This is a genomic window from Rhizocola hellebori (assembly GCF_016862955.1).
Lineage (GTDB): Bacteria > Actinomycetota > Actinomycetes > Mycobacteriales > Micromonosporaceae > Rhizocola > Rhizocola hellebori.
The window spans coordinates 34,776-60,524 of the sequence record NZ_BONY01000043.1 but is presented as its reverse complement, the minus strand read 5'-3'; the positions used below and the strand labels follow the sequence as shown (position 1 = coordinate 60,524).

The following is a 25,749-nucleotide window of genomic DNA, read 5'->3' as shown; positions in this document are numbered from 1 at the left end:
CCGGCGGGGCCTTTTCGCGTTATCTAGCGACGCAGGCGTTGCTGTTGAGGGTGATCAGCCCCGGGTTCGGGTTCGCGTAGGCGCCGCTCATGGTGGCGTTGAAACCGACGAACACGGTGGCCCCGGGCTGGATCCTGGCGTTGAACGACTCGTTGAGCACGGTCATGGTCGCCCCGTTCTGGGTGAACCGGCCGCTCCAGCCTTCGCGCAGCTTCTGGTCACCGGTGAAGGCGAACCTGATCGCCCAGCCGTTGACCGGGGTGAGGCCCGAGTTGGTGACCTCAACCTGGGCGGTGAAACCGCCGCCGCCGTGCCACGTGCCGTAGTTGTTGTAGCTGACCCGGCAGGTGACCGCTCCCCCCGGCGGCGGAGTCGGCTGCCCGCCGCCGCCCTGGTCGGCCAGGAACGAGGCGACCCAGGCCAGAGCCGAGTTCCAGTTGATGGCAACCTCGTTGGTGGCGTAGGAGTTGATGTCGTCGACGTAGCAGAACATCGGCTTGCACCCGTCGAGCAGTTGCTTGGCGAACGGGTCGTCCAGCGAGGCGTTGGCGCCACCGGCGATCGAGCCCGCCGGCGGGTTCGGCAACGCCGCGTTCATCTGGTGGCCGAAGATGCGGCTGTGCTGGTTCTCCGACGCATTCTCGCCCCAGCCGGTCACATAGGACTGGTTGAGCGCGTTGCGGCCCAGGATGTAGTCCATGGTCTGCACCGCGCCATTGCGGTAAGCGGCCGTGCCGGAGAGGTCGAACGCGGTGGCCAGCACGACCGCGTTGTTGAGGATGTTGCTGTTGGCGCCCCAGAAGTAGGCGCCCGCGTGACCGGGCATCGCCAGACCGTAGGCCTGGGTGCCGATCGCGGCGAGGTAGGCGTCAGCGGCGGTCAGCACCGACTGGCGCACCCGGGCCTTCTCGGCGGCAGGGAGTCCACTTGGGACGGTCGCCAGATCGAGGCGGCCCAGCGCTGCCGTGCTGCCCCAGCTGAAGCCGGTGGAGGTGAACACCTCGCCGGTGTGGTGCGGCGACGCGGTCACGTCGGCCAGGTAGGCCGCCGCGCCGGTGGTCAGGTACAGCTCGGCCGCGGCCCAGTAGAACTCGTCGCTGACATCACCGTCGCTGTACGAACCACCGCCGTTGCCATCCGCCGGATCGGCGAAGACGGCCGGGTTCGCCTTGGCCGCCGCGTAAGCCTTCTTCGCCGCGGCGAGCGCGCGATCGGCGAACGCCTTGTCGTAGGGCGCCCACAGCCGTGCGCCCTGCGCGGCCGCGGCGGCCAGGTTCAGCGTCGCCGCGGTCGAGGGCGGGTGCAGCTCGCGCTGCTCCGGGTCGGCCTGCGGCGCGAGCGGCAGACCGGTCCAGTTGCGGTCGTGCATCTTGTGGTGCGCCATGCCCGCTCGCGGCTTGCCATCGGGAACCTGCATGCGCAGCATGAACTCCAGCTCCCAGCGGGCCTCGTCGAGGATGTCGGGCACGCCGTTGCCACGCTCGGGCACCCGCAGCGTGGAGTCGCCCAGCGCGGTGCCGAAACCGGCCGTCGGCGCGGTCTTGGTGCGCTCGAAGGCCCCGAGCAGCTGAGCCGCGGCTATCCCGCCGTTGACGACGTATTTGCCGTGGTCACCCGCGTCGTACCAGCCGCCACGGGTATCGAGCCGATAGTCGCAAACCCCTTGCTGGCACGGCACATCGGTGTCACCGAGGTTGGGCGCCACCCCGAGGTGCCCGGCCGGGCGGGCATACTGTGCGCCCACCAGCGAGCCGTCGATGGCTATCCCGCTGCGCTGGATGTAGAAGAACTGCAACGAGTCCGACCGCAGCTGCTGATAGAGGTTGCTCGAAATGTCGAAGGGGTGACTGGTCTCGCCGTCGGCCACCATTGTGTAGCCGGTGCCTTGCCCCGCGTACCCAGAAAAATCAATGGTTTGAACGTTTTGACCCGACGCCTGGTCCACTCCACGAGGTGTGGTCTGGCCGGAGGCCACCACGGATCCGGCGGCGTTGCGCAGCTGCCACGGCAAAGCGGTGGTGCTTGTGGTGACCACGGTCGCGTTCTTGGGACCTTGCAGCAGGTAGCCGACCTGATTGACCCGCACGCGCGGGCCGGTGTCGGGCACATACGGCGGTGCCTCGTCGCCGCCGAGCAGCGAAACGTTGTCCAGGCAAAGGGTGTAGCCGGCGGCGTTCGCGCCGACCTGGAAGGCAACCTGGGCCAGATCGGTGTCGGCGGGCGCGGTGAAGGTCGCCGCGAGGTGGCCGCCGGACGCCGTCATCGGCAGGTCCCGCGAGAAGTAGGACGTGAACGGGTCCGCGCCCAGCTGCACCGCAACCCGCACGGTCGCGCCGGGATCGGCCGAATAGTCGAAGGAGAACGCGTATTCACGGCCGGCCATCAGCGTGATGTCGTTCTGGCCGACTCCGGCGTCCCAGGGGTTGACCAGGCCGCCGGGCACGACCGAGCAGAACCGGCCGTCCACGACCACCGAAGACGTGGTGCCGTAGGAGTACCAGCCCGCGCTGCCATCGGCGAAGTCGCCGTTCTCCACCTGTTCCGCCCCGCCCGCAGGCGGCCCACTGTCCTCACTGGACAGTGACACGTCGTCGAGGCAGAAGGTGAACGCGGCGGGGGTGCCGAGCTGGAAGGTGAACGTGCCGTTGGCCGAGTCGAGGCCGGCGGTGAACGTATAGGTGAAGGTCTGTGCTGTCGGGGTCAGGGCCACCTCGCGGGACAGCGCGGCGGTGAACGGCGCCTCGTTGAGCTGGACGTTTGCCCTGACCGTGGTGGCCACGCTGGCGGAAGCGGTGAAGGTCAGCGTGTAGGCCGCACCGTCGATCAGCGGGATTTCGTTGTGCCCGATGCTGACGTCCCAAGGGTTGACGCTGCCCGCGGGCACCGGCGCGCAGAGCTGGCCGCCGGTGGCGGACAACGAGGTGTTGGCGGTCGACCACCAGGGATCGGTGCCGCTGGTGAAGGTGCCGTTGACGATGTGTTCCACGGGTGCCGCCTGCACCGGGGCGGCGGCGGAGGTTATGGCAAGCAGGGCGGCCGCTATCAGAGCGCCACCTCGCTTGCGGGCAACAGAAATCACGGGACGGGTCCTTCCAGGGCATAGAAGGGGATAACTGGGAGCGCTCCCATTCGGATGGTGCCAGGACCACCTCAGGTTGTCAACCAACCGGTGGCACTTTGCCAGCCCAACGGCGGAGGAGCGACCTGGCCGGACTCCTCGTTGAGAGTCACGGTGGCGGACCCCTAGGACCACGAGGTGGCTATGTACGACGAACGCGGCAAACCCGCGCCGGGTCAGGAACATCGCGCTTTCGAGCCGTTCCTGCGGCGTCATTCCCCGGCCGCATACCGATACACCCGCCAGGCATTCGACTCGGCCACGGCCCACGACATCTGCCAGGAGGCCTGGATCGAGCTGCGGCACGGCTGGGGAACCTGGCACGGCAAGCCGATCGTCTGGCTCGACAAGCTGCTGCTGCGCCACATGATCCGCTGGCGTCTGGCGCAGACGAAGATCGCCGATGAGCCCGCCTTCGCCCTGCAGGTGTGCCCGGCGCCCAGCGACCGGCGCAGGCAACCGCCGGCCACCTCGCCCTACGACGATCTCGCTCGCGCCTACCGCGACCGAATCCAGGACCCTGACCTGCGCAGAGCCCTGGACTCCTCGATCGCCGACTTCCGGCGTTCGCAACGGCAGCGCCGATCAGGGCGGCTCGCCGGGACCACCGAGCGGATCACCGGATGGCTCACCGGCCGGGCCTGGGACCTGCAAGCCCCCGGCCTGGCCAGGTGGCAGATCGCCCGGATGATCAACCTCAGGACGGAGCTGATCACGCTCGCGGTCGACACCCTGCGCAGCCGCCGCCCGGGCGAGGAATTCCGCGACCTCGACTCCGCGCACCGCATCGTCGCCGAGGTCTTCGCCCTGGCCGAGGTGCATCAGCAGGGCAGGCTGCGGATCGCCCCGACCCGTTTCGACACCTGGCTCAAAACGCACATCCAGGCTCGGGCAGCGACCGCCCAATGGTCCACAGTGGACAGATGAGGGCGCCTGGGCCGGGCTCAAGGAAGGCGGCCAGAGCCGTTCACTAGCCTGGTCGCTATGGAACAGCGAATTTTGGGTGGTACCAGGCGAAGCATCGGCGTAGTAGGCCTGGGCGCCTGGCAGCTGGGCGCCGACTGGGGTCACGTCAGCGACGACGATGCCCTGACCATTCTGGGGACAGCGGTCGACGCCGGGGTGAGCCTCATCGACACCGCCGACGTGTACGGCGACGGCCGCAGCGAGCGGCTCATCGGAAGGTTCCTGCGTGAGCGAAGCGGAACGCAGCTGACCGTCGCCACGAAGATGGGAAGGCGGGTGGCACAGGAGCCGCAGGCCTACTCACTGCACAACTTTCGCCAGTGGAACGATCGGTCCCGGGAGAACCTCGGCGTTTCCACCCTGGACCTGGTACAGCTGCACTGCCCGCCGACCGAGGTCTACCACACCGACGCGGTCTTCGACGCGCTGGACACCCTGGTGCAGGAGGGCCGGATCGCCGCCTACGGGGTCAGCGTCGAGACGTGTGACGAGGCGCTTGCCGCGATAGCACGGCCGGGCGTGGCCAGTGTGCAGATCATCCTCAACGCGTTGCGGCTCAAGCCACTGGAGCGGGTGCTTCCGGCCGCGGCCGCCGCCGGAGTGGGCATCATCGCTCGCGTTCCGCTCGCCAGCGGGCTGCTGTCGGGCCGATACGACGAGAACACCACCTTCCCCGCCGATGACCACCGCACCTACAACCGTCACGGCGAGGCCTTCGATGTCGGCGAGACCTTCTCCGGCGTGGACTTCGCGACGGGCCTGGCCGCGGCGCGCCGGCTTTCCGCTCTGGTCGGCGAGAACGCCACCCTGGCCCAGTTCGCGTTGCGCTGGATCATCGACCAGCCCGGCGTGAGCGTGGTGATTCCGGGCGCCCGCAATCCCGCCCAGGCCGAGGCGAACGCGGCCGCCGCCGCGTTGGCGCCGCTGGACAAAGCCACCCTGGACGAGGTCAACGAAATCTATGACGAGCTGATCCGCCCGCAGATCCACCATCGCTGGTGACATTGGCAACGCGTTTGGCAATTTCTATTCATCACTAGAAGCGAATGATAGCTTCCGATGGAGAGCGCTCTCCCCTCCAATAACGCGTCCCGCTCCTGAAAAGGGAGAGCCATGAACACGTCCATACGCGTATGCGCTCGCGCCATCACCGCGCTGGCAGTCCTGTCCGCCCTCGGCTTGGCCGCGGTGCCCTCCGCGACCGCCGAGGTGGTGGTGGCCGCTGTCCCCGCAGCGCCGGAAGAGATCGAGCTGGTGGCCGGCAGCGACTCCTCGATCACCATCGAGTGGGAAGCCAGCCCGGGCGCCACCAGTTACCGCGTCTACCGCGGCACCGCCTCCGGCGGCGAGGCCACCACACCGATCGCCACCACCACCGAGCTGGAATACAAGGACACCAATCTCAGCCCGACCCCGGTCTACTACTACCAGGTGACCGCGGTCAACGCCGAGGGCGAATCACCGCGTTCGGTCGAGGACGCCTCCAAGACCCCGCCGCCCATCGGCACCGGCGGCACCACACCCGGCGTGCCGTCGGGCAACTCGATGATTTACTACTGCAAGGACGCCCTCCTCGGCGGCTTCGATTGGTTCAAAACCCTCAATGGCTGGTTCCCTTCTGTCCTCGGCTCGTCGGGCTCCGAGTCCCCCGGTGATCGCGTGGTGGACATGGCCTACGCCGAGGAGGGCTTTATGACCTTCAACAACGTCGTGGTACCCACCACCGGCCTCTACAGCGTTTCGTGGCGCTACGCGTTCCAGGGCGGGCTGTTCCCCGGGGTCAACAACCGGCAGATGGGCTTGAAAGTCAACGGCGTGGTCATCACCACCACGCAAAGCTTCCCGATCACGGGCAGCTTCGACGTCTACCAGCTGTCCACCCTTCAGGTCCGCCTCAACGCGGGAGTCAATTCGATCAGCCAGATCGCCGTCTCCGACCACGGACTGTCCAGAGTGGACCAATTGATAGTCACCCCCGCCACGGCTTCCAGCCCGAGCGGGCCCACCAATCTGCGGGCCACCGCGGGCAACGCCGGCGCCACCCTCACCTGGAACGCCAGCGCCAGCGGCAATCCCACCTCGTACAGCATCTACCGGGGCACCAAGTCCGACGGTGAGGTGAACACGCCGGTGGGCACCACCAACGGCAGCACCACCACGTTCACCGACACCGGTTTGCAGAACGGCAAGCAATACTTCTACTTCGTCGCGGCCAACAACGCCGTCGGCGGATCGCCGAACTCCAACGAGGTCACCGTCACTCCCGTCAACACCGGTGCCGCGCCACCCACGCCGTCGGGCGTCACCGCCTTGGCCGGCAACGGTTCCGTGCAGCTCAACTGGAACGCCAGCGCGGGCGCGACCGGCTACAGCGTCTACCGCGGCACCTCGCCCGGCGGCCAGGGCGCGACCGCGATCGCCAACCCCACCACCAACAGCTACACCGACACCGCCGTCACCAACGGCACCACCTACTACTACAAGGTGACCGCGCGCAACGCGGCCGGCACCTCCGGCAACTCCGCCGAAGTCAGCGCCACGCCCACCACAGGCGGCGGCGCCGGCCTGCTCTCCCAGGGCCACCCGGCCACCGCCTCGTCCACCGAGAACGGGAGCCTCGTCGCCGCGAATGCCTTTGACGGCAACAACTCCACCCGGTGGTCCAGCGCGTTCGCCGACCCCCAGTGGATTCAGGTCGACCTCGGCGCTGCCCATTCGGTCAACCGGATAGTGCTCAACTGGCAGACCGCCTACGGCCGCGCCTTCCAGCTGCAGACCTCCGCCAACGGCACCACGTGGACCACCATCTACTCGACCACGACCAGTACCGGCGGCCTGCAAGACCTGGCCGTCACCGGATCCGGCCGCTACGTGCGCATGTACGGAACAGTGCGTGCCACCGGATACGGCTACTCGCTGCTGGAGTTCCAGGTCTACGGGACCTGATCCCCGCCACGGGGTGCCGGCCCCCACCCCGGCACCCCGTGGCGTCACTCGTTTTCGGCCACCGATGGCGGTGGGTAGGTGCGCGGGGCGGTGCCGGCCACGCGGGGTGAATAGGCCCGCACCGCCGCGTCGAAGAGGTGGCGGCGGAACCGGGTGCCCGCGATGGGAAGGCCGCGCAGGTGCAGCCGCACCGGTTCCAAGCCAGGGCGGAAGTCTGCTTCGTCGTCGAAATCCTGCGGTGTCAGCTCCCGCAGCTCGCCAGAGGCGATCGTGACATACCGTTTGTCAACCTCGAGCCACAGGACATCGTTCCACGGCACCACTTCTGAGTCGTCGCCGATCCCGGTCTCGTCCACTCGCAACGCAACCTCGCGCTTGATCAGCATGATCCCGGTGCCGACCGCGCCTATGCCGAAGAGCAGCACGCCCGGCACCATGAACCATGGTTCCCGGTAGAGCCCCATCGACCCGAGCGTCAGCGCCGTACACCCAAAGAACATCGCGCCCAAAGAACTGAACCAATGGTGTCGCGTCACATACGCAGTCATGTGCTCCCCGACCAGGCCCGGCGGCTCAGTTTTTCCGTGATGGCGGTGGAATCGGGACTGCCACCACGGTGAGCTCGTCGATGCTTGAGAAGTCTGCTGGGTTGCAGGTGTAGACGGGCAGGTCGTGGGCCAGGGCAGTGGCTGCAATCATGGCGTCGTATGCGCGGGCTGCGGGTTTACGCCCTGCCTTGCGAAGAGAAGCGGCGACCCTGCCGAAGGCCCGCGCGGCGGCGGCATCGAAGGGCAGCGGGTCAAAGTCGGCCTCGGCCTGTTGCACATGGGCTTGGCGGGCGGCGCGTTCGGTGTCGTCGTTTGCCACGAGCGGCCCCACCGACAACTCGGCAAGGGTGACCGCGGTGATGAGCGGCTCGGCCGGAAGGCTTGCCGCGTCAGTGATGCGCGACAGCATGATCACGGTGTTGGTGTCGAGGATGCCGCGCAGATGCCTGACCGTCGCGTCGCTCACAGGGTCGAGTCCAGCACATCGTCGATGTCAGCCCTTAGCTGAGCGGGATCGACGGCTGGAAGCCGACGCCACCGCTGCAGCAGAAGGCGCGCCGGCACCGGCCTGCGGGGCAGCGGCCGCAGCTCTGCGATGGGATCGCCGTCGCGGGTGACAGTCATCGCCTCGCCGGCTGCGACGCGATTGAGGATCTCACCACCGTGATTACGCAGGTCACGGACTGCCACTTCAGCCATGTCAGCCATGAGAACACTGTATCACGGGTGAGACGCGGCACGCGGAGCGTTGGCACGGACGGGGCGGTTGTCGGCGATCCAGTTGTCGATCTGCTCCCACCAGCCGTACAGCCACGTCACCTGTTCGTCTCGATCGCGGGGGATCTGCGCCGCGGGTACCCGCCACCAGCGGGACCTGACGGTCTGTTCCATGGGCAGGCTGTGCCAGATGTCCTTGACGGTGATCAGATCGTCCAAACCGGTGTGGGCCACGAAGATGACGTCGGCGGTGGGGGCGGCGGTCACCGCGGCGAGCACCCCACCTGTGCGCGGGGCCAGCAGATTGGACATGCCGCGGGCGCGCTGGGCCGCCTCGTGCTGGCCGCTGCTCTCCAGCCTTTCGATCGCCCGCTCCCGGCGGCCGTGGGTGAAGTTGCCGCCCTCGGGGAAGATGAGCAGCGCGTCCTCGTCACCCATCTGCGCGGCCAACCGGGTGACCTCCTGGGTCACGCCGCTGCCCGGACCCTTGCTCGGCCACACAAAGGCGTGCGGCAGCCGGTTTATCACCACGTCGACCACGGGGTCGAATTGCAGCGCGCCCTTCATGACTATCGAAGGCTGCCGTTTGTACTGGGTGAGCAGGAAGGTCAGGATCAGGAAGGAGTCACCGGGACCCGCGTGGCGGCTGAGCACGATCACCGGGCGGGTCAGCCGCGCGGCGGCCTCCTCCGGGGTGAATTCGGGCTCCTCCACCTGCACGGTCACCTTGAACAGGCGGGTCAGCACCGGGTAGAGGGTGCCGAGGAACCAGCCGACGAGCCGGTAATGGCGCGCCTGATGGGGTTTGGTGCGAATCCTGCCGCCGAAGCCACTGGCGACCCACAGCCCAAGGCTGGCAAAGAGGGTGGCCGACTCCATCACCAGCCAGGCGACGCTGAACAGCAGCAGGCGCAGCAGGCGCCGCCGGCCGTGCCGCGAGGGCGTGATGAGAGCGAGCACGGTCATCAGCGGCAGTATCACTATCCAGCCAAGCGTGATGACGATGACCAATGGCGCGATTATCAAGCGCCGCACGATGCGGGGTGGCACGACGACGTCCCTCCCTATGCGATCGACTCCAAATAGGAGATAGATGCCTTGTACGCCCGTTGGATATGCACATCGATACGCGAAGCGTCGCGATAGCGCAAGGGCGACAGATCCCCCTTCGGGCTCGGACCTTCTGCCCCTGCGGGCAGCACATGCACCTTGACGTCAGGCGACAGGGCGGACATTTCCTCGAAAAAGCGGTGCCTGCGGGCGATTTCGAAGGCCACCGTGGCCACCTGCCACGGCCGCCGCGGCGGGGTCAGCGGCTGCTCGATGCGCCCGACGTGCAACACGTAGACCGTCTCCGCGCCAAGGGCCACGGCGCGGCCCACCGGAATGCTGTGCACCAGGCCACCGTCGAGGAAGTGCTCCTCATCGATGGTCACCGGCGGGAGCAGGCCGGGCACAGCGCAGGAGGCCAGCACGGCCGGAATGATCGGGCCTTCGCAGAACCAGTGCGCGCTGGCCTTTTCGACGCTCGCCGCGACACATTGGAACGGGACCTCCAGCTCTTCTATCCGCTCCACCGGCAACAGCTCGCCGAGCAGCTCCGCCAAACCGTCATTGCCCTGAACATGGGTGCCGGAGCGCAGGATGGTGCCGATGCGCGACACCAGGTTGCCGTCGAAGACCGACATCACGCCGCGGGTGCGCCACAGCTCAGCGAGGCGGCCGACCCCCTTGGGATAGGCGGCGGCGAAAACGCCGTTGATCGCGCCGATGGAGGTGCCCACGATCAGGTCCGGACGGATAGCGGCCTCGTCGAGGGCCTGCAGCATGCCCACCTCGTGCGCGCCGAGGATGCCCCCACCGCCCAGCACGAAAGCGACCTTGCCTGTGCCTGTTGACTTGGCCATCCGGTAACTCCCCTAGGGCTGGGCTCGGGCGGCGTCTGTCTTCGCGCCAAGGCGAGTGTAGGTGTCCAGTGCGGATCGCAGCAGCTCGGCTGCGCGGCCCGGGACGAGACGGGCAAGATGCTCCCGGGAACGGGCCGCCTGCAGCGGCAGGCCCAGCCGGTCGAACCCCTCGACCGCGCCCGTGAGCAGCCCGACCGCATCGGCAACGTCGCCCTGCGCGGCCAGAGCCAGCGCTTCGGCCCGGTCGCAGAACGGGGCCGTGGCCGCGAGGAAGTCGCCTTCGGCGCGGGCCTGGGGCAGGTATCGCCGCAGGGCCTCGTGGTCTGCTTGTGCCTCAAGCACTTGCACCAGCACCACGATCTCGTGCGGCACCTCCTCCGGCCCGGGACGGCGGCGCTTGCTTACCAGACGCTCGGCCAGATCGCGGGCCATGCTCAGGTCGCCCAGCTCGACGGCCAGCTCGGCGCGCAGCGACTCGGCATTGCCCGGGTGCTCCAGATCCATCGGCACCAGATCGGCAAGCTGCTGCGCGCGTGCGATTTCGCCCATCCTGGCCAGCGCCAGCGCGGCCACCAGGTGACCGCCGCGCAGATAGGGACAGCTCGTCTCGTACTGATAGGACTCCAGCAGCGCCAAATGCTCCCCGAGATAGGGCTCGATCTCGGTCCACCTGCCCAGCTGCTCCAGACACCACATGACCATGTAGGTGCCGTGCATCCGGTCATGCGCGGACAGATCGCGCGAAACAACATGCGACCTGCGCGCGTAGCCCAGCGCCCGCTCTCGGTCGCCCTGCACGTCGCCGATGGCCAGGCAGGCGATCGCGTTGGCGAGCGCCTGGTCACGGCCGTTTGAGCCCTGTTCGGAGAAGGCAAGCAGGTCAAGCGCGGTGGCCACCGCGCTGTCGTGATCGCGCTCGACATACTGCACCGCTGTGCGCCCCAACAGAGCCTGGGCGCGCAGCGGCGCGGAGTCCAGCTCGACGGCCAGCCGATAGGCGTGGTCAGCGGCGTGATGGCGTTGTGCGACCGGCACCGGATCGGGCCGGCCGGTCCACGCCCATCGGCCGGCGCTGAGGGCGAAAAGCGACAGCAGGTGAGCTTTGACCGACGGGTCGGTCACCACGGTGAGACCTTCCTCGATGGCCGGATCCCCCTGGTCGGGCTCGGGCGGAACCCGGAACCCACCCCACCGCGCCACGATCATCTGGCCTATCTTGAGGCACAGCCGCACCCGCCGGTCGACGTGACTGGGCTCCGGCCGCAGCAGCTCGACCGCCGCCTGCCACGCGGCCACCGCCGCATCGCCGTTGAACGGCACCTCGTGGTCGTCTCCGATGGCCTCCAGCGCTTCGGCTGTCTCGCCCACGCCGCAGGCGTAGTGCCGGGCCTTCTCGTGCAGGTCCAGCGCCTTGGCCACGGCGTTGCGGTGACGCGCGCTCGCGCCAGCCTCGATCAGCGAGCGGAAAGCCTTGGCGCGCACCCACTGTCGCTGCGGAGTGCGGGCCGGCTCCCACGCGTCGGCGGCAGCGGCGTAGTGGAAGGCGACCAGCTCAATGACCTCGCCGACCCTTTCGCGTGAGATCTCCTCCAGCCACGCCGCGGTTTCCGCGTGGCCGCGCGCGCGTTGCCCGGCGGGAAGCGAGGCATAGGCGACGTCGCGCAGCAGCGCATGCTTGAACGCGAACTCCGTCTGGCCGGTCAGGCTCGACGTCTGCCGGGCCAGGATGAGGCCACGGCTCTCCAGCGCCGCCAACGTTTCCGCGGCATCGCCGGTGACCCGCGAGCCCACCGGCTCCGCCCAGAAGATGCGGCCCACCACCGCCGCCGCCTGCAGCAGCTGCTTTTCCGCGGCGGGCAGGGCGTCCACCCGGGCGGCTAGGGTGGCATGGATGGTGTCGGGCAGGACCCCCGAGCCACCGTCGGCCACGTGTGCCACCAGCTGGTCGAGAAAGTAGGGGTTGCCTTCGGCCCGCTCCACGATCTCGTCGCGGCGCGACGCACCGATGTCGCCTGAGCGCGGAAGGCTGGCCACCAGTTCCCGGCTGGATCGGTCGCCCAGTGGGCGCAGCGAGATCATTGACATGTCGCTGCCTTGCCCGGTACCGAAAAGGGGATGCTCTTCAAGGAATTCCGGACGGGCGGTGGTCAGCAGCACGACCGGGCCGGTCGAGCGGGAAGCCAGCCGGGCCAGCATTTCCAGCAGGGGCGCCCCGGCCCAATGCAGGTCTTCGACCACCACGAGGGTCGGCCCACCCGCCGCCAGCGCGCTCACCAGGCGAGGCCAGGCCCGGGCCAGCTCCTCGGCGACGATGCGCGGAATGGCGGTGTCCAAAGGGTTGTCGGGCATGGGGATGGCGGCGGTCGCCGCCAGCGCGAAGATGGTCGCCTCCACATCGGACTGTCCGATGTGCTCAGAAAGCAAGGGCTGAAGCCATCGGCGCAGCCGCTGTTGCGCCACCCTGCCCGCCTCACCGAGCGCGATGCCGCAGGCGTTGCGCAGGATCTCGCCGAGCGCCCAGTAGGTGATGCCGTCACCCGCGGCCAGGCAGCGCCCCCGCAGCACTTTGGTATCGGGACGGCGGTGCACGGCGGCCGAAATCACCTCGCGCACCAGGCGGCTCTTGCCGACGCCCGCGACGCCGACGATAGACAGCAGCCGGGGCCGGCCACTGGTCGCGGTCTCGTCGATCAGGCTGGTGATGGCGCGCAGCTCGTCGTCGCGGCCCACCATCGGCGGCTCGGCTCGCGGCTGGCGCTGTGCGGCCCAGGACGCCGAAAGCAGCCGATGGGCCACCACCCCGGGCGTGCCCTCCCGGGTCAGCCACATCGCGTTGCTGAAGCGGAAATCGCCGCCCCCGGCGGCGCGGCGGGTGCGTTCGGCCGCCAGCACCTGGCGCGGCGCGGCCGACTCCCGCAACCAGGCCGCCGCATCGAGCACCGCGCCGCCGATGTCCGCCAGCGACACCGGTGCCGCCGTCGCCGAAGCGATGATCTCCCCGGTGTCGATTCCTACCCGCACCGGAACCGGAATGCGTTGCAGCACCTCAAAACCGGCCCACAGCGCGCGGGCCGCGTGGTCTTCGCGCGCCGCCGGGTAGCCGAAGACCGCGACCACGCCGCCACCGATGACGCGCTGCGCCTGGCCACCCCATCGCCCAACGACATCGCAGAGCACCTCTGTCCAGGTGGACATCTCCCGGCGCGCCTGCTCCGGATCGGACTCCCCCCGCACCCGGCGCAGATCGGCCGCCAGCACGGTAACCAGCTTCCGCTCCTCAACCGCCGCCGTGGGGATGGCCGGGGCCAGCCCGGCATGCGCGGGAAGGGCCGGTGCGGGGAGGGCCGGTGCGGGGAGGGCCGGTGTGGCGGCGGCGGAAGAGGCCGCAGCAAGGGCGGGGGGAACGGCGGCAGGGGCGGCGGGGGGAACGGCGGCAGGGGCGGCGGGGGGAACGGTGGCAAGGGCGGCGGGGGGAACGGCGGCAGGGGCGGCGGGGGGAACGGTGGTGGGGAGGCGGCCGGTGGTGAGGTCGGTGTGCAGGCGGCGAAGCTCTTCGCTGGGGTCGACGCCCAGCTCGTCGCGCAGGCCGGCGGCGAGGCGCTCGTACCAGCGCAATGCCACGTGCCGGAAGCCCTGTGCCGCTTCGAGCCGGATCAGGCGGGCGTAGGCCTGCTCATGCAGCGGCTCGACCTCGATCACCCGCTCGAATGCCGCGATCGCCTCGCGCGGCTGCCCGCCGGACTCGCAGGCCAGACCCTGATCGACCAGGAGCCGCACCAGCACGGCCCGAAGCTGGTCGCGGCGGGGCTCCGCCCACGGCTCAAAACGGTTCTCCGGCAGCAGATCACCGGTGTAAAGCGCGAGCGCCTCCTCGAAGTCGCCGCGGCGCGCGGCCTCCTCGAAGGCGTCGACGTCCACCCACAGCACGCCCGCTTCCAAACTGAGCAGGTCATCGCGCAGCCGCACCTGCTCGGCGGCCAGGGCCCGCCGCGCGAAGTGCAGGGCTTTGTTCAGCCTCGCGGCGCCGGCCTGCTGGCTCAGCGACGGCCACAGCGTGTCGATGGCCTGTTCGCGGTGCAGGCGATGACCCGGGCTCAGCGCCAGCAGCTTGACCAGCGCGGTGGCACTGCTGCGCCGCCACAGCTCCGGCGGCACAGGCTGCCCGCCGACCTGCACGCGAAAGCCGCCGAACAGGTGGATCCGCAGCTCGCCCAGCACGCCTGCGATTGTGCCACCGCCCGCGGATGGCAGGGGGACATCAAACGGACAGATGGCGGACAGCCTGGTCGATAGCGTCCCGCCATCAAAGACGCCGGTTGACGGCGCCCACGTCCACTTAGGAGGCAGCGGTGACTACAACCGCGACACCCATAGACCAGCAGCGGCTCATGGACTTCGTTTTCAAGGCGGTCGGCGACTTCGGCGCGCTGCTGACCGGCTCGATGGTGGTCATCGGCGACAAGCTTGGTCTCTACCGGGCCATGGCGGGGGCCGGGCCGCTCACCTCGGCACAGCTGGCCGATCGCACCGGGACGGCCGAACGCTATGTGCGCGAATGGCTTTGCGCCCAGGCCGCGGCCGGCTATGTCGAGGTGGACGGCGAGGATCGCTTTTCGCTGCCGGCCGAGCACGCCATCGCGCTGACCGACGAGTCCAGCCCGGCCTGCGTGGTGGGCGGCTTCGAGCTCATGCTGGCCGCCGTCCGTTCCACCGACCGGCTGGTCACCGCCTTCCGCACCGGCAACGGCGTCGGCTGGCACGAGCATCACCCCGACCTGTTCAGCGGGTGCGAACGCTTCTTCCGGCCGGGCTACGCCGCCCACCTGATCAGCACGTGGATTCCCGCCCTGGACGGGGTCGAGGCCAAGCTGCGCAAGGGCGGCCGGGTCGCCGATGTCGGCTGTGGCCACGGCGCCTCCACCGTCCTGATGGCGCAGGCATTTCCCCAGTCGACTTTTGTGGGTACCGACTACCACTCCGGCTCGATCGAAGCGGCCCAACAGCGCGCGGCCGAAGCCGGCGTCGGCGCACGCACCCGTTTCGACACCGGCCGGGCCAAAGACCTGGCGGGCACCTTCGACCTGATCTGCCTGTTCGACTGCCTGCACGACATGGGCGACCCGGCAGGCGCCTGCGCCCACCTGCGCGAAAACCTCGCGCCCGGCGGAACCCTGCTGATCGTGGAACCGTTCGCCGGCGACAGAGTGACCGACAACCTGAACCCGGTGGGCGCGGTCTACTACGGAGCGTCGACGTTGCTGTGCACGCCGAACTCCCTCTCCCAGGAACACGGTGCCGCGCTGGGCGCACAGGCCGGCGAAGCCAGGCTCCGCGAGGTGGTCACCGGCGCGGGTTTCAGCAGCTTCAAGCGGGTCGCCGAAACCCCTTTCAACCTAGTGTTCGAGGCACGCCCCTAGCGAGGGGAGTCCATCGCCGGTGAGCGATAATTGCCGGATGGACCCAGCCTTCCGGACCGCCACCGCAGACGACGCCGAAGCCATTGTGGCCCTGGTGCAATCGGCCTACCGTGGCGAGGTCAGCAAAGCGGGCTGGACGACCGAGGCGGACATCCTCGACGGCCAGCGCACCGACCTCGCCGCGGTCACCGACATCCTCGCCGACCCGCAAAGCCTGATCCTGCTCACCGCCGCCGACATGACCGCCTGCTGCCACCTGCAGAATCAGGGCTACTACGCCTATTTCGGGATGTTCGCCGTCGATCCGGGCCGCCAGCGGCACGGCGTGGGCAAGGCCCTGCTGGCCGAGGCCGAGCGCATCGCGGCCACCCACTGGGGCGCCGACGAGATGCACATGACGGTGATCACCGCGCGGCAGGACCTGATCGCCTGGTACGTGCGCCGCGGTTACACCCCGACCGGCAAGCGGACCCCATTTCCTTATGGGGACGAGCGTTTCGGCATTCCGCTGCGCGACGACCTGGAGTTCGAGCTGCTGGTCAAGTCGCTGGGCGCCTAGGCTCACCTTCAGCTTGTGTAAATTTTCACGGCGGACCGGCGGACCCGATCGCCGCCGCTCCTAGCATCGGCCCATGACTATGCTTCGCTGGGCAGCCGCGCTGGTGAGTGCGGCCACGCTGGCCGCCGTGACCATCGCTCCCGCCGCGCAGGCGGGGGCACAGGGTGGGCTGCGAGCCGCGGACGCCGTGCTCCTACGCGACGGGGACCGCTGGGTGAGCCTGGCCTCGGGCGAGTCGCTCAGCTCACCGGGCGCGGTGGCGTGCACCCCCGCCGATTCGGTGTGGGTCAAGGGTTTCGCCCACCTCCCCTATCGGGTCGGGGCCACCCCGGATCAGCTGGGCGGCTGCCTGTCCGGGGACGCCATGCCCGACGGGCCCGCGCCCTGGGCCGATCCTGCGGCCGGTTCGGTGCGCACCCCGTCGGCGGCGTTCGCGGGTGGGGTGTGGTGGATGGTGTACGCGGCCCGCAAGACCGGCGTCACCCAGACCTGCCTCGGCTACGCCGCTTCCAACCGCCCCACCGGGCCGGGCTGGTTCCACGGCCAGCAGCCGCTGGTCTGCCCGGCGGACGGAAGTTCCGTGGGCGAGCCGGAATTCTTCTACGACCGCGCCTCCGCCGCGTGGCACGTGGTGTGGCGGCAGAACGTGGGCGGCTGCGTGACCCGGATTTCGGTGCAGCGCTTCGATCCGGTGGCCGGTCAGCTGACCGGCCCACAGCGGCAGCTGCTCGCCGCGGACGACCCGGTGATGGGCTTCGACGACATCGTCGCCGCCTCCTGCCCGGGCGGACGCCGTCACCTGATCGACAGCCCCACCATGCTGCGCGCGGCCGACGGCAACCTGTGGCTGTTCTTCGGGGCCAACACCCGCGACTCGGCCGACTACGCCACCGGGTGGGCGCTGTGCGGCACCGCATCCCCCACCACCGGCGGGTCCTGTGCGCTGGTCAACGCGTTCAACCCGGCCCACCGCTACCGCCCGGCCTGGGGCTCGTCGACCCGTTCCTCGCCTGAGCCGGGCGCCAATGCCAAGCCCTATCTCGGTTTCCCCGACCTGCCCGGATTCGGCGGGCTGTCGCTGGCCACGGCCGATCCGACCGGCAGCGCGGCCCAGCCCGTCTTCGCGGTGGCCCACCTGTGGTGGGGTGGTGCCGGAGCGTTGCGCACCCAGGTCACGTTGCGGCTCGACGCGACCGGAACCCTTCCCGCCCTTTACGAGTCGGAAGTGGTGACCATTCACGGCCGGGCCGGTTCCTTCGGGACGGACCTGCCCGGCGGGCTGAGCCCCTCCGGGCATCGGCTCGCCACCCGGGCTGTGCCCGGATGGGGCTGGCCCGCCGGGCACATCGGCATCTTCAGCGCTGTCACCGCGCAGGGCGTGGTAGCCGTCCAGGGCGGGCGCGACACGACGGTCGCCGACGACTATGTGGCCGCCGGAATCTACGACCCGAAGACGAGCCGGTGGACCAATGTGCGGGCCAAGACCGCGCTGGGCTTCGACAGCGTCACCCCGATCTCCGAAGGCGGGCAAACCTTCCACGGCGGCGCGGACTCGTGGGACGTCCAGGTCGTCGGCGATGGCAACGCGGTCGCCTTCACCAACCTGTTCGGCGTGCCGTGGCAGTCCTACCTTGAACGCAAACGGATCCCGGCCGAGGGTGTGTGGCCCAGCTTCGGCATCATCAGCAACGTCAACGGCACCTGGCAGGTCTCCCGGCAATGGACCGCGGCGCAGCTGGCCAACTCCAACCCTGACTCCGATGTGGACGAACGCGCCTGCACTCCTTACGCGGGCCTGCCCAACGGCACCAGCCTGTGCGGCGGCCTGAACGAAATGGCGATGTTTCCCCGCTCCCGAGACATCATCGTCGCGCTCTACGCCGGTGACGGCGTGCGCAGCAGCGGCGGGCTGATGGCAATCCGTGTCCTCGGCCCGGACGCCGCGGGGCAGTATGACGCCAGAGTTGTTGGCTACTATGCCTATCCGGAGGTGCGCGACATCGAGCCGCCGAACCCGGCGCGCCCGGGCAACCTCGGTATCGCCCTCAAGTCGGTGGAGGCCGACCCGAGCGGCGTCATCGGCGACGAGCGCTTCAACGTGGTGGCCGACATCTGGCACGCCGACGACGACGGCAACCCGGCGACCATCCCGCCCGGGCTCGATCCGAGTGTGACCCAGGAATTCAGCTACGACTCGCGGAACGGGGCCATCACCCCGGTCTCGGCGCCCTTCCTGGCCGGGCTCACCCCGGCCGGCACCGCCTTCCGCGGCACCCACGGCGGAATCTACGACCACCAGGGCAACATGTGGGCGATCAGCAACGGGCTTGCCGTCTACGCGAAGTCCAACGGGACTCGCAAATTGGGTGGGCCGCTGTGCCCGTTCGACCTCAACCGGTGGAACACCCAGCCACACACCTACACCACCACCGCGCTCGGACGCACCGTGTGGGGCCAAACCTGCGCCCCGGACTACGACATCCTGCAGAGCGCCGGCTTCGGCGGCGGTGGCTACTTCCCCAGCTTCCCGCAGCTGGTCGAGGATCCGGTGAGCAAAACCATTGTGGCGGTTGACACTTGGACCACCGGCAATATTTTCTCGGTACGCCACACCGGGACCGGAGACGCGAAGACCTTCTCGTTCGGCAACCTGCTCGACACCGGCCGCAACCTGTTGCCGCGGCTGGGGCAGCCGACCGAACAGCGGCCACCGGTTTTCGACCGCACCGGCCGGATGTGGGTCACCTTCCACCAGTGGCCGCGCCCGGGACAGACCGGGGTGCTCGACCACTGGATCGCGTCGGTCGACATCGACCGGCTCTTCACTCCGGACCCGGTGACGCTGGCCGCCAACGTCAATGGCGTCACGACCGTCCAAGCCGAACACACGGCCACCACGACCGGCGAACGCCGCGCGCAACGGCCGGACGGGACCGTACCCATAGACGCCACGGCTTTTATGGCGCAATGCTTGGACGCCTGCGCCAGCGACGGCATCGCCGGTGAGGGTTTCACCTTGGCCGACGATTCAGGATCCGGGCATCAGGAGGGTTCAGTCGAGTATCGCGTCTATGTCCCGACAGCCGGCACCTACCGGCTGGCCTATCGCGTCAACGGCGACGACGTCGCCGCCCACCCGAACCCGGCCATCACGGCCACGGTCGGTGCTGTCAGCCAGACGACGGCGGTGAACACCGCCGGTGTCTGGCAAACCGTGACCGCACAGAGCTTCACGCTGGCCGCCGGGCATCACACGATCCGGCTCAGCCCGCCCGCCGGAGGCGGAAACTGGCAGCTCAACTGGTTCACCCTGACCCGCCAATAGCGACGGCTGTCGGGAACGGGTCAATGTCGAGACCGCATCGGTCCCCGTGATTACTGTGCGCGCAATCGCATTGACCCATATAGTTGGGAGGCATCAATGGAGATCGCCAAGCGACTCCTGCTCACGATGGCGCTTGCCATCAGCACCGCGTTTCTCGTCCCGGCGAACCCCGCAAGCGCCGGGGGGCAAGAGATACGGGTGTGCTTCGAGGTGGGCACGTTCGGAGGCCATCGGGTATTCGACTGTTTCACTGTCGTGGTACCCGACCTGGCGCCCAAGCCGCCATGGCCACCGACCTGCCTGTCCTGTCCGGCCGCGCTCATCATCGACAACGAGCTGGACCCGAAGTTCCGCTTCGACTTCATCGCCGAGCTCGGGGAAGGCTTGCAGCTGCTCGGAGAGGCGGAGCTGGCCGGTGATCCGGGCAAGGCCAAGGAGCTCATCGCGAAGGCCACCGACGTTTTCCTCGCCTCGGCGGCCCGGCTCGACGGAGCTGAGGCCAGGCTGGAAAACGTCGGCTGGGCCGACCTGAAGAACGGCAAGTTCCACGACGACACCACCAACAACCCGGCGCTCAAAGCCACCGGGGAGGACCTCGTCGCGGGCCTGTCTTTGATGCAGCTCGCCATGGGCGACCCGCATCCCGAGCCCAACATCGAGGCGGCCATGGCCCGGTTCGGGCAGGCCTACCAAGACATCGCCACGGTTTACGGCGGTTAGGCACCACCCGGGTGCGGCGGATCGAGCCCAGGCCGCCGCGCCCGGCCCTTAACCGAATGCGGTCAGGAATCTGTCGCGGAAGGTGTCCATGCGCCAGACCGGGGCCTGCGGGCCGGGTCTGAGCCCATCTGTCCAGCCCCAACCGGAAACCCTTTCCAGCACGGCCGGATCGCGGGCGACGATGGTGATCGGCACATCGCGGCTGGCCTTCGTACCGGTCACGGCGGTGGATGGCTGGTGGTCGCCGAGGAACACGAGCACCAGGTTCTCATCGCCGTACTTTTCCACATACGAGACAAGGCTTTGCAGCGAATAGGCGATCGCCCGCTCGTAGTCGGCGTTGACCCGGTCGCTGCCGAGCATGGCGTCCTGTGCGCCGGCCCCCTTCACCTCCTGGAAGGCCGAGCCATCGCCGATGGTGTTCCAGTCGACAAGCGGCGGGACCGGATTCCACGGCCCGTGGCTGGAGGTCAGCGGGATCATCGCCATCAGCGGGGAGTGCGCCGTGCCCGCCTCCTCGGAACGCTGGAAAGCGGCGAGGGTGAACTGGTCGGGCATGCTGGAGAAGCTGAACCTGGGGCCGTGATAACCCAGATCGGTGGCGGTGTAGATGCGGTCGTAACCGAAGAACTGGCCGCCCTCCGGCCACTGCTGGTTGGTTCCGGGCATCACTGCGACCGTGCGCCAGCTTGCCTTCTGAAACGCCGCGGTCAGGGTCAGCCGGTCGCCGGCCAGCAGCTGGCGGTAGCGCTGCTGGTTGTTGACCCACAGCCCGGAAAGCATGGTGGCGTGGGCAAGCCAGCTCCCACCGCCGGCGGTCGGGGAGGTGAGAAAGCCGCTGCGGGAGCCGAAGCCGGCCGCGCGCAACCGGTCGCTGCCGTCGTCGAGCAGGGCGCGGATCTGTGGGCCCATGCTCGGGTCGTCGAGCGCCACCCGCCCGTAGGACTCGATGAACACCAGCGCCATGTCCTTGCCGCGCAACGCGGTCAGCAGCTGATCGTTCGGCGTGCCGGCGAAGGCGTCCACCGCCGACGCCGCGTTGAACGCCTCCCGGTCGCGCAGGCTCGTGTTCACCCGGGCCAGGCGGTCGAAGTAGTCGCGGGAGGCGACCGGCACGTTCGGCACCAACTGGACCGCCGCCACCAGGCAGACCACCCACGCCAGCGCCCCGGCCACCAGCACCCGGATCGTCATCGGGCGATGCCTCACCGCCAGCCGGGTGGTGCGCACAAACGCCAGCGCCACCAGCGTCACCACCGCGGCGGTCAGCAGCAGGGCGCCGATCACCGCACCGATCGCGGCGGCGCGTCCGCTGGACTGGGCGAGAAAGTCCACTCCCGCTTCAAGAAAGGGCCAGTCGTAGACCGGATCGAAAGACCGGTCGAGCGCCATCGAGAACCCGAGGCTGATTATCTTCACGACGGCCAGCAGGCCGAAAGTGATGCCCAGGGTCCAGGCCGCGATCCGCCTGGCGCGCGGCGCCAGCACCACCATCAAGCCGATGGCCAGCAGCGCGTCGATCGGGATGCGCAGGAACGCCAGCGGGGTCAGCACACCCAGCTCGCCCGGTGCCACCAGAACGAGCAACACCACCAGGCAGGCCACCACGGTGACCGTGCGCACGGCCACGCCGCGCCAGTTGACCGGATCAGTCGACAACTCTGGCTCCTCCAAAGCGGACCTGCAACGAGTGGGCGGCGCGGCGCGCCTTCGCGGCCAGATAGTTGGCGTTGGCCGGTGACATGTGCACACCGGTCGGCACGCACTCGGTCACCGCGACACCGAGCTGGCGCAGCTGTTCGGCCTTGTCCGGATTGTTGCTCAGCAGGGCGACCCTGCGCGCGTCCAGCGCCTGCAACATCTGCGCCGCGACGGTGTAGTCGCGCTCGTCCTCGTCGTGGCCCAGCGCGACGTTGGCCTCATAGGTGTCCAAACCGGTGTCCTGCAAAGCATACGCCTCAAGTTTGGGGTAAAGGCCGATGCCCCGGCCCTCCTGGCGCAGGTAGAGCAGCAGACCTCCCGCGGTCGCGATGCGTTCCACCGCCTCGCGCAGCTGCGGCCCGCAGTCGCAGCGCTGGCTGCCGAAGACGTCTCCGGTCAGGCATTCGCTGTGCGGGCGTACCAGTGGGACGTCGACCGGGCCGGCCGGCCGATGCGCCCAGTCGCCCAGGCCGAAGGCGAGGTGTTCCCGGCTGTCGACCAGCCCGTTGAAGGAGATCACGCGCGCGGTGGTGGTGTAGCCGTCGTGGAATCTCAGCGGCACCAGCACCTGCGTACGAACCGATGCCCTAGGCAGCACGTTGTCCATCGATCTCCTTAGTCAGCATGGCCAAACCGGGGCGACAGCGCATAACGCAACAGGACCACGTCCCCTATCTGGCGAACGTCGGCAAGTGTTGCCCGGCGTTGCGGGTTCCAGGGGAAGCGGCCGTCGCTGACGAACCGGCGGGCTCGCGAGTCACCGACGAAGAACGGCGCCACCACCAGGTGCAGCTCGTCGGCTAGGTCGGCGGTGAGGAACTGGGTGTGCATGCTCCCCCCGCCCTCGACCATCAACCGGCCCACCCCGCGCGCATAGAGGTCGTGGGTCATCCGGCGCAGGTCCACGGGCTGGCCGCCGTCGACCACGGTGGCGACGCGACCCAAGCGCTGCAACGCATCCGGCATCGACGCGGTCGCGCAATACACGATCTTTTCCATGTCCCCGGCGGTGAAGAATTCGGCGCGGGCATCCAGCTTCGCGCGCCCGGTCACGGTCACCTTGATCGGCGAGGGTTGCATCCCCTTGGCCACCCGCTGCTCGCGTCGCTCCTGGGACCTCACCAGCAGCCGCGGGTTGTCCCGGCGCACCGTGCGCGCGCCCACCAGGATGGCGTCGCACTCGGCCCGCACCGCGTCCACCCGATCGAAATCGTCGGCATTGGACAGCAGCAGGCGTTCCTCGGTCGCCCCGTCGAGGTAACCGTCGATCGACATGCTGCAGCTGAGCAGCACGTAGGGCCGCTCAGCCATTCGCTTCCCCCTGGGCGAGGGCGGCGACGGGCGTTCGGGCGCCCAGCCTTCCGAAGAGGAGCACCGCAGCCCCGGGCAATCCGGCGACCAGAGTCAGCACGCCGTAGGTCACCGCTGTGGCGACGCCCTGGGTGGCGGTCAGCCCGGCCGCGCCGAACACCCAGGCGGCAGCGCCTTCTCGCAATCCCCACCCCGCCACATGCAGCGGCACCGCCATGGCCATCAGGGCGAAGAGGGTGAGCGGCACCAGCAGAGCCAGCGGCGCGGCCGAGCCGCTGACCCGGGCCGCCAGAACGAAGGTGGCCAGCTGGCCGGCGAGCACGACGGCGGAGGTGAACACCACCCCCGCCCACAGCCGCGGGGTGAGCAGCCCCAGGCGCATCCGCGACAACGAGCGGGCCAGCGCCGCCACCCACCGGATCGATCCGCCACGGGACACGCCGAACGCCAGCACCGCCACCACCAGACCCACGGCCGCGAGGACCGCCAGCACCGCCGGCAGGTGCGACCGTACCGGCGACGGGAACGCCGCGAGCACGGTCACCGCCAGCACCACCTGCACCACGTGTCCTGCCACCCGCTCCAGCACCACCGCCTGTACGCCAAGGCCGACATCGCCGACATCGCGGCCGTGCCGCACCGCGCGGTGCACATCGCCGACCACCCCGCCGGGCAGGGTCATGTTAAGAAACTGTGACCGGTAGCAGGCCGCGACCGCTTCCCGCATCGGCAGCCGCACGCCCAGGCCCCCGGCCACCAGACGCCACCGCCAAGCGCAGCAGGAGGTGGTCACCGCGCCGATGACGGTCGCCACGACCAGACTGGACCGGTCGATGGCTCGTACCCCGTCCAGGAACGGGCCGGTGCCCAGCCGCCATCCCAGCCAGGCAAGGATGCCGATGCCGAGCAGGTTTCGGGCCCACGTCCACATTGGCCGGGCGATGGCCGACGTCAAGACGCTGCGCAAGAGGACCTCCAGTCGATGCAAAGTCCCTTTCTAGATGTTGGGGTCATGGTGTGTCTGCGAAATCCTCCACAGAGGGCGAGTAAATCTTGCTCATGGTGACCGCCGACGCGGAAAGGACACCGGCGAGCAGCCGTGCGGTGAGCGCCCAGCCCGAGAGCGTGGCCCGGCGCTCACGGGCGGACCGTCGAAGGTCATCCCTTAGCTTTTCCCCGGTCAGCCACCGCCGAAGCGCAGCGGCCAGCTCCAAATGATCGCCGGGACGCACCAGCATCCCGGGCAGAGCGCCTTGCGGAGCCCGCCCGAGCGCCTCGGGCAGGCCGCCCACCGCAGGCGCGAGCACCGGGATTCCGCGCGCGAGCGCCTCGGTGACCGCCATCCCGTAGGTCTCCACGCGGGAAGCCGACACGAGCAGGTCGGCCTGGGCGTAACGGAATTCGAGGGCGGATCCGCGGCATGGGCCTACCAAGTGCACCCGGTCGGCTATTCCAGACACCCGGATCAGCTGGCGCAGCTCATCGGCAAAGCCCTGCTCACGTTGCAGCGGACCCACCCATACACAGCTCCAGGGCAGGTCGGCCACTTCCGCCAGCGCCTTTCCCAAAAGGTCGTGCCCCTTGTGCCGGGCGAGCGCGGCCACGCACAGCAGGCGATTGCCCGCCCGGGACGCGGTCGCCAGGCGGGCCGCTTCCACGCCCGGCGCGGCGACGTGAATGCGGCCGGGTGGCAGGTCATAGAGCTCCAGCAGCCGGCCACGGCTCCACAGGCTGGTGGTCACGATCGCGGCCGCGGCCGCCAGCGCCCGCCCCTCGCCAGCGCGAAGCGAGGACGCCGCCTCCGCCAGCGGCATGTGCACCAGGATGACCAGCCGCAGCCGTGCCGCCTGCGACCACATCACCTCGGGCGCGGCGCAGGCCACCAGACCGTCCAGGAGCACGGTCTGGCCCGCGGGCAGGGATGCCAGAACCGCCGACAGCGCGGCGGTTTCCGCCTGGCTGGGATGCGGCCAGCCGCCGCGAACCGGATGCTCACGCACCGCCCAGCCCAGCGCCGCCAGGCCTTGGCTGACCCGCCGGTCGTAGACGTTGCCACCGCTGGGCGACGCCGGGTCGTCGATGTCGTTGGGCAGCACCAGATGCACCGTGCCGGTCATAGTGCCCGCTCGTAGCTGGCCCAGGCGATGTGCGACTCGTGCAGGGTCACCGTTATTCCGGCCAGGCCGAGCGCGCCCGGGCCGAAAGCGCCGGCTTTCACGCGGCCGGCGAGGCGGTCCGCGATCACCTGGGCCAGCGCCTCGGTGGTGGTGTTCATGCCCGCCAGCGCGGGATCGTCGTCGAGGTTGCGCAGGTTCAGCTCGCCCACCACCGCCTTGAGCTCGTCGGCGGCCCGCGCTATGTCGACCACGATGTTGTCGGCGTCGAGTTCGGCGCGCCGAAACGTCGCGTCGACCACGAACGTCGCGCCGTGCAACTGTTGCGCTGGCCCGAAAACGTCTCCCCGAAAGCTGTGCGCGATCATCATGTGATCCCGGACGGTCACGCTGAACACAG

General features: G+C 69.2%; 20 protein-coding genes. 7 read left to right on the top strand and 13 right to left on the bottom strand.

What is annotated here, in order from left to right; genetic code table 11:
* Positions 1 to 19 precede the first annotated feature (19 nt).
* Positions 20 to 3,079, bottom strand: a complete 3,060-nt coding sequence (locus Rhe02_RS30095; protein WP_239124137.1) for a glycoside hydrolase family 9 protein — start codon at positions 3,077 to 3,079, stop codon at positions 20 to 22.
* Positions 3,080 to 3,256: 177 nt separating this feature from the next.
* Here Rhe02_RS30095 and Rhe02_RS30090 point away from each other — a divergent pair, with 177 nt between their 5' ends.
* From Rhe02_RS30090 to Rhe02_RS30080, 3 genes are all read left to right on the top strand, one after another.
* A complete protein-coding gene (locus Rhe02_RS30090; protein WP_203911803.1) occupies positions 3,257 to 4,045 on the top strand; it encodes an RNA polymerase sigma factor in 789 nt (262 codons plus the stop codon).
* Between the two features lie 57 nt (positions 4,046 to 4,102).
* Positions 4,103 to 5,086, top strand: coding sequence for an aldo/keto reductase (locus Rhe02_RS30085; protein WP_203911776.1), 984 nt, complete (start codon positions 4,103 to 4,105; stop codon positions 5,084 to 5,086).
* A 111-nt stretch (positions 5,087 to 5,197) separates the two neighbouring features.
* Entirely contained in the window at positions 5,198 to 7,030 is a 1,833-nt protein-coding gene (locus Rhe02_RS30080; RefSeq protein WP_203911775.1) for a discoidin domain-containing protein, read from the top strand.
* A gap of 44 nt (positions 7,031 to 7,074) precedes the next feature.
* Here the strand turns inward: Rhe02_RS30080 and Rhe02_RS30075 are convergent, their stop codons facing one another.
* The 6 genes from Rhe02_RS30075 to Rhe02_RS30050 are packed head-to-tail and all read right to left on the bottom strand — an operon-like array spanning position 7,075 to position 14,420.
* Positions 7,075 to 7,578, bottom strand: a complete 504-nt coding sequence (locus Rhe02_RS30075) for a hypothetical protein (protein WP_203911774.1) — start codon at positions 7,576 to 7,578, stop codon at positions 7,075 to 7,077.
* Between the two features lie 25 nt (positions 7,579 to 7,603).
* Positions 7,604 to 8,044 carry a type II toxin-antitoxin system VapC family toxin gene (locus Rhe02_RS30070; protein ID WP_239124136.1) on the bottom strand — a complete coding sequence of 147 codons (441 nt, stop codon included), beginning with the start codon at positions 8,042 to 8,044 and terminating at the stop codon, positions 7,604 to 7,606.
* A complete protein-coding gene (locus Rhe02_RS30065) occupies positions 8,041 to 8,286 on the bottom strand; it encodes a type II toxin-antitoxin system Phd/YefM family antitoxin (protein ID WP_203911773.1) in 246 nt (81 codons plus the stop codon). The genes Rhe02_RS30070 and Rhe02_RS30065 overlap by 4 nt, the downstream gene beginning before the upstream one ends.
* A gap of 12 nt (positions 8,287 to 8,298) precedes the next feature.
* Positions 8,299 to 9,345, bottom strand: a complete 1,047-nt coding sequence (locus Rhe02_RS30060) for a 1-acyl-sn-glycerol-3-phosphate acyltransferase (protein WP_239124135.1) — start codon at positions 9,343 to 9,345, stop codon at positions 8,299 to 8,301.
* A 14-nt stretch (positions 9,346 to 9,359) separates the two neighbouring features.
* Positions 9,360 to 10,202 carry a patatin-like phospholipase family protein gene (locus Rhe02_RS30055; RefSeq protein WP_203911772.1) on the bottom strand — a complete coding sequence of 281 codons (843 nt, stop codon included), beginning with the start codon at positions 10,200 to 10,202 and terminating at the stop codon, positions 9,360 to 9,362.
* Positions 10,203 to 10,214: 12 nt separating this feature from the next.
* On the bottom strand, positions 10,215 to 14,420 hold the full coding sequence (locus Rhe02_RS30050) for an ATP-binding protein (RefSeq protein ID WP_203911771.1): 4,206 nt from the start codon (positions 14,418 to 14,420) through the stop codon (positions 10,215 to 10,217).
* A gap of 131 nt (positions 14,421 to 14,551) precedes the next feature.
* On the opposite strand from Rhe02_RS30050, the gene Rhe02_RS30045 reads away from it, so the two are divergent.
* From Rhe02_RS30045 to Rhe02_RS30030, 4 genes are all read left to right on the top strand, one after another.
* Entirely contained in the window at positions 14,552 to 15,619 is a 1,068-nt protein-coding gene (locus Rhe02_RS30045) for a class I SAM-dependent methyltransferase (RefSeq protein ID WP_239124134.1), read from the top strand.
* A 37-nt stretch (positions 15,620 to 15,656) separates the two neighbouring features.
* Entirely contained in the window at positions 15,657 to 16,178 is a 522-nt protein-coding gene (locus tag Rhe02_RS30040; RefSeq protein ID WP_203911770.1) for a GNAT family N-acetyltransferase, read from the top strand.
* 73 nt (positions 16,179 to 16,251) lie between these two features.
* Positions 16,252 to 19,503 (top strand): hypothetical protein, encoded by a 3,252-nt coding sequence (locus Rhe02_RS30035; RefSeq protein WP_203911769.1) that lies wholly within the window; start codon positions 16,252 to 16,254, stop codon positions 19,501 to 19,503.
* A 96-nt stretch (positions 19,504 to 19,599) separates the two neighbouring features.
* Entirely contained in the window at positions 19,600 to 20,223 is a 624-nt protein-coding gene (locus Rhe02_RS30030) for a hypothetical protein (RefSeq protein ID WP_203911768.1), read from the top strand.
* A gap of 48 nt (positions 20,224 to 20,271) precedes the next feature.
* Here the strand turns inward: Rhe02_RS30030 and Rhe02_RS30025 are convergent, their stop codons facing one another.
* The 6 genes from Rhe02_RS30025 to Rhe02_RS30000 all read right to left on the bottom strand — a co-directional run bounded on the left by Rhe02_RS30025 (position 20,272) and on the right by Rhe02_RS30000 (position 25,747).
* The gene (locus Rhe02_RS30025) at positions 20,272 to 21,882 is read right to left on the bottom strand and encodes a sulfatase-like hydrolase/transferase (protein ID WP_239124133.1); all 1,611 of its coding nucleotides are present in this window, start codon (positions 21,880 to 21,882) and stop codon (positions 20,272 to 20,274) included.
* Positions 21,872 to 22,531, bottom strand: coding sequence for a GTP cyclohydrolase II (locus tag Rhe02_RS30020; protein WP_373320725.1), 660 nt, complete (start codon positions 22,529 to 22,531; stop codon positions 21,872 to 21,874). The genes Rhe02_RS30025 and Rhe02_RS30020 overlap by 11 nt, the downstream gene beginning before the upstream one ends.
* A gap of 8 nt (positions 22,532 to 22,539) precedes the next feature.
* Entirely contained in the window at positions 22,540 to 23,235 is a 696-nt protein-coding gene (locus tag Rhe02_RS30015) for a RibD family protein (RefSeq protein ID WP_203911767.1), read from the bottom strand.
* Entirely contained in the window at positions 23,228 to 24,166 is a 939-nt protein-coding gene (locus Rhe02_RS30010) for a lysylphosphatidylglycerol synthase transmembrane domain-containing protein (RefSeq protein ID WP_203911796.1), read from the bottom strand. The genes Rhe02_RS30015 and Rhe02_RS30010 overlap by 8 nt, the downstream gene beginning before the upstream one ends.
* A 79-nt stretch (positions 24,167 to 24,245) precedes the next feature.
* A complete protein-coding gene (locus tag Rhe02_RS30005; RefSeq protein WP_203911766.1) occupies positions 24,246 to 25,352 on the bottom strand; it encodes a glycosyltransferase family 4 protein in 1,107 nt (368 codons plus the stop codon).
* Positions 25,349 to 25,747, bottom strand: a complete 399-nt coding sequence (locus Rhe02_RS30000) for a 6-pyruvoyl trahydropterin synthase family protein (protein ID WP_203911765.1) — start codon at positions 25,745 to 25,747, stop codon at positions 25,349 to 25,351. Before Rhe02_RS30000 ends, Rhe02_RS30005 begins: the two co-directional genes overlap by 4 nt.
* Positions 25,748 to 25,749: the final 2 nt, after the last annotated feature.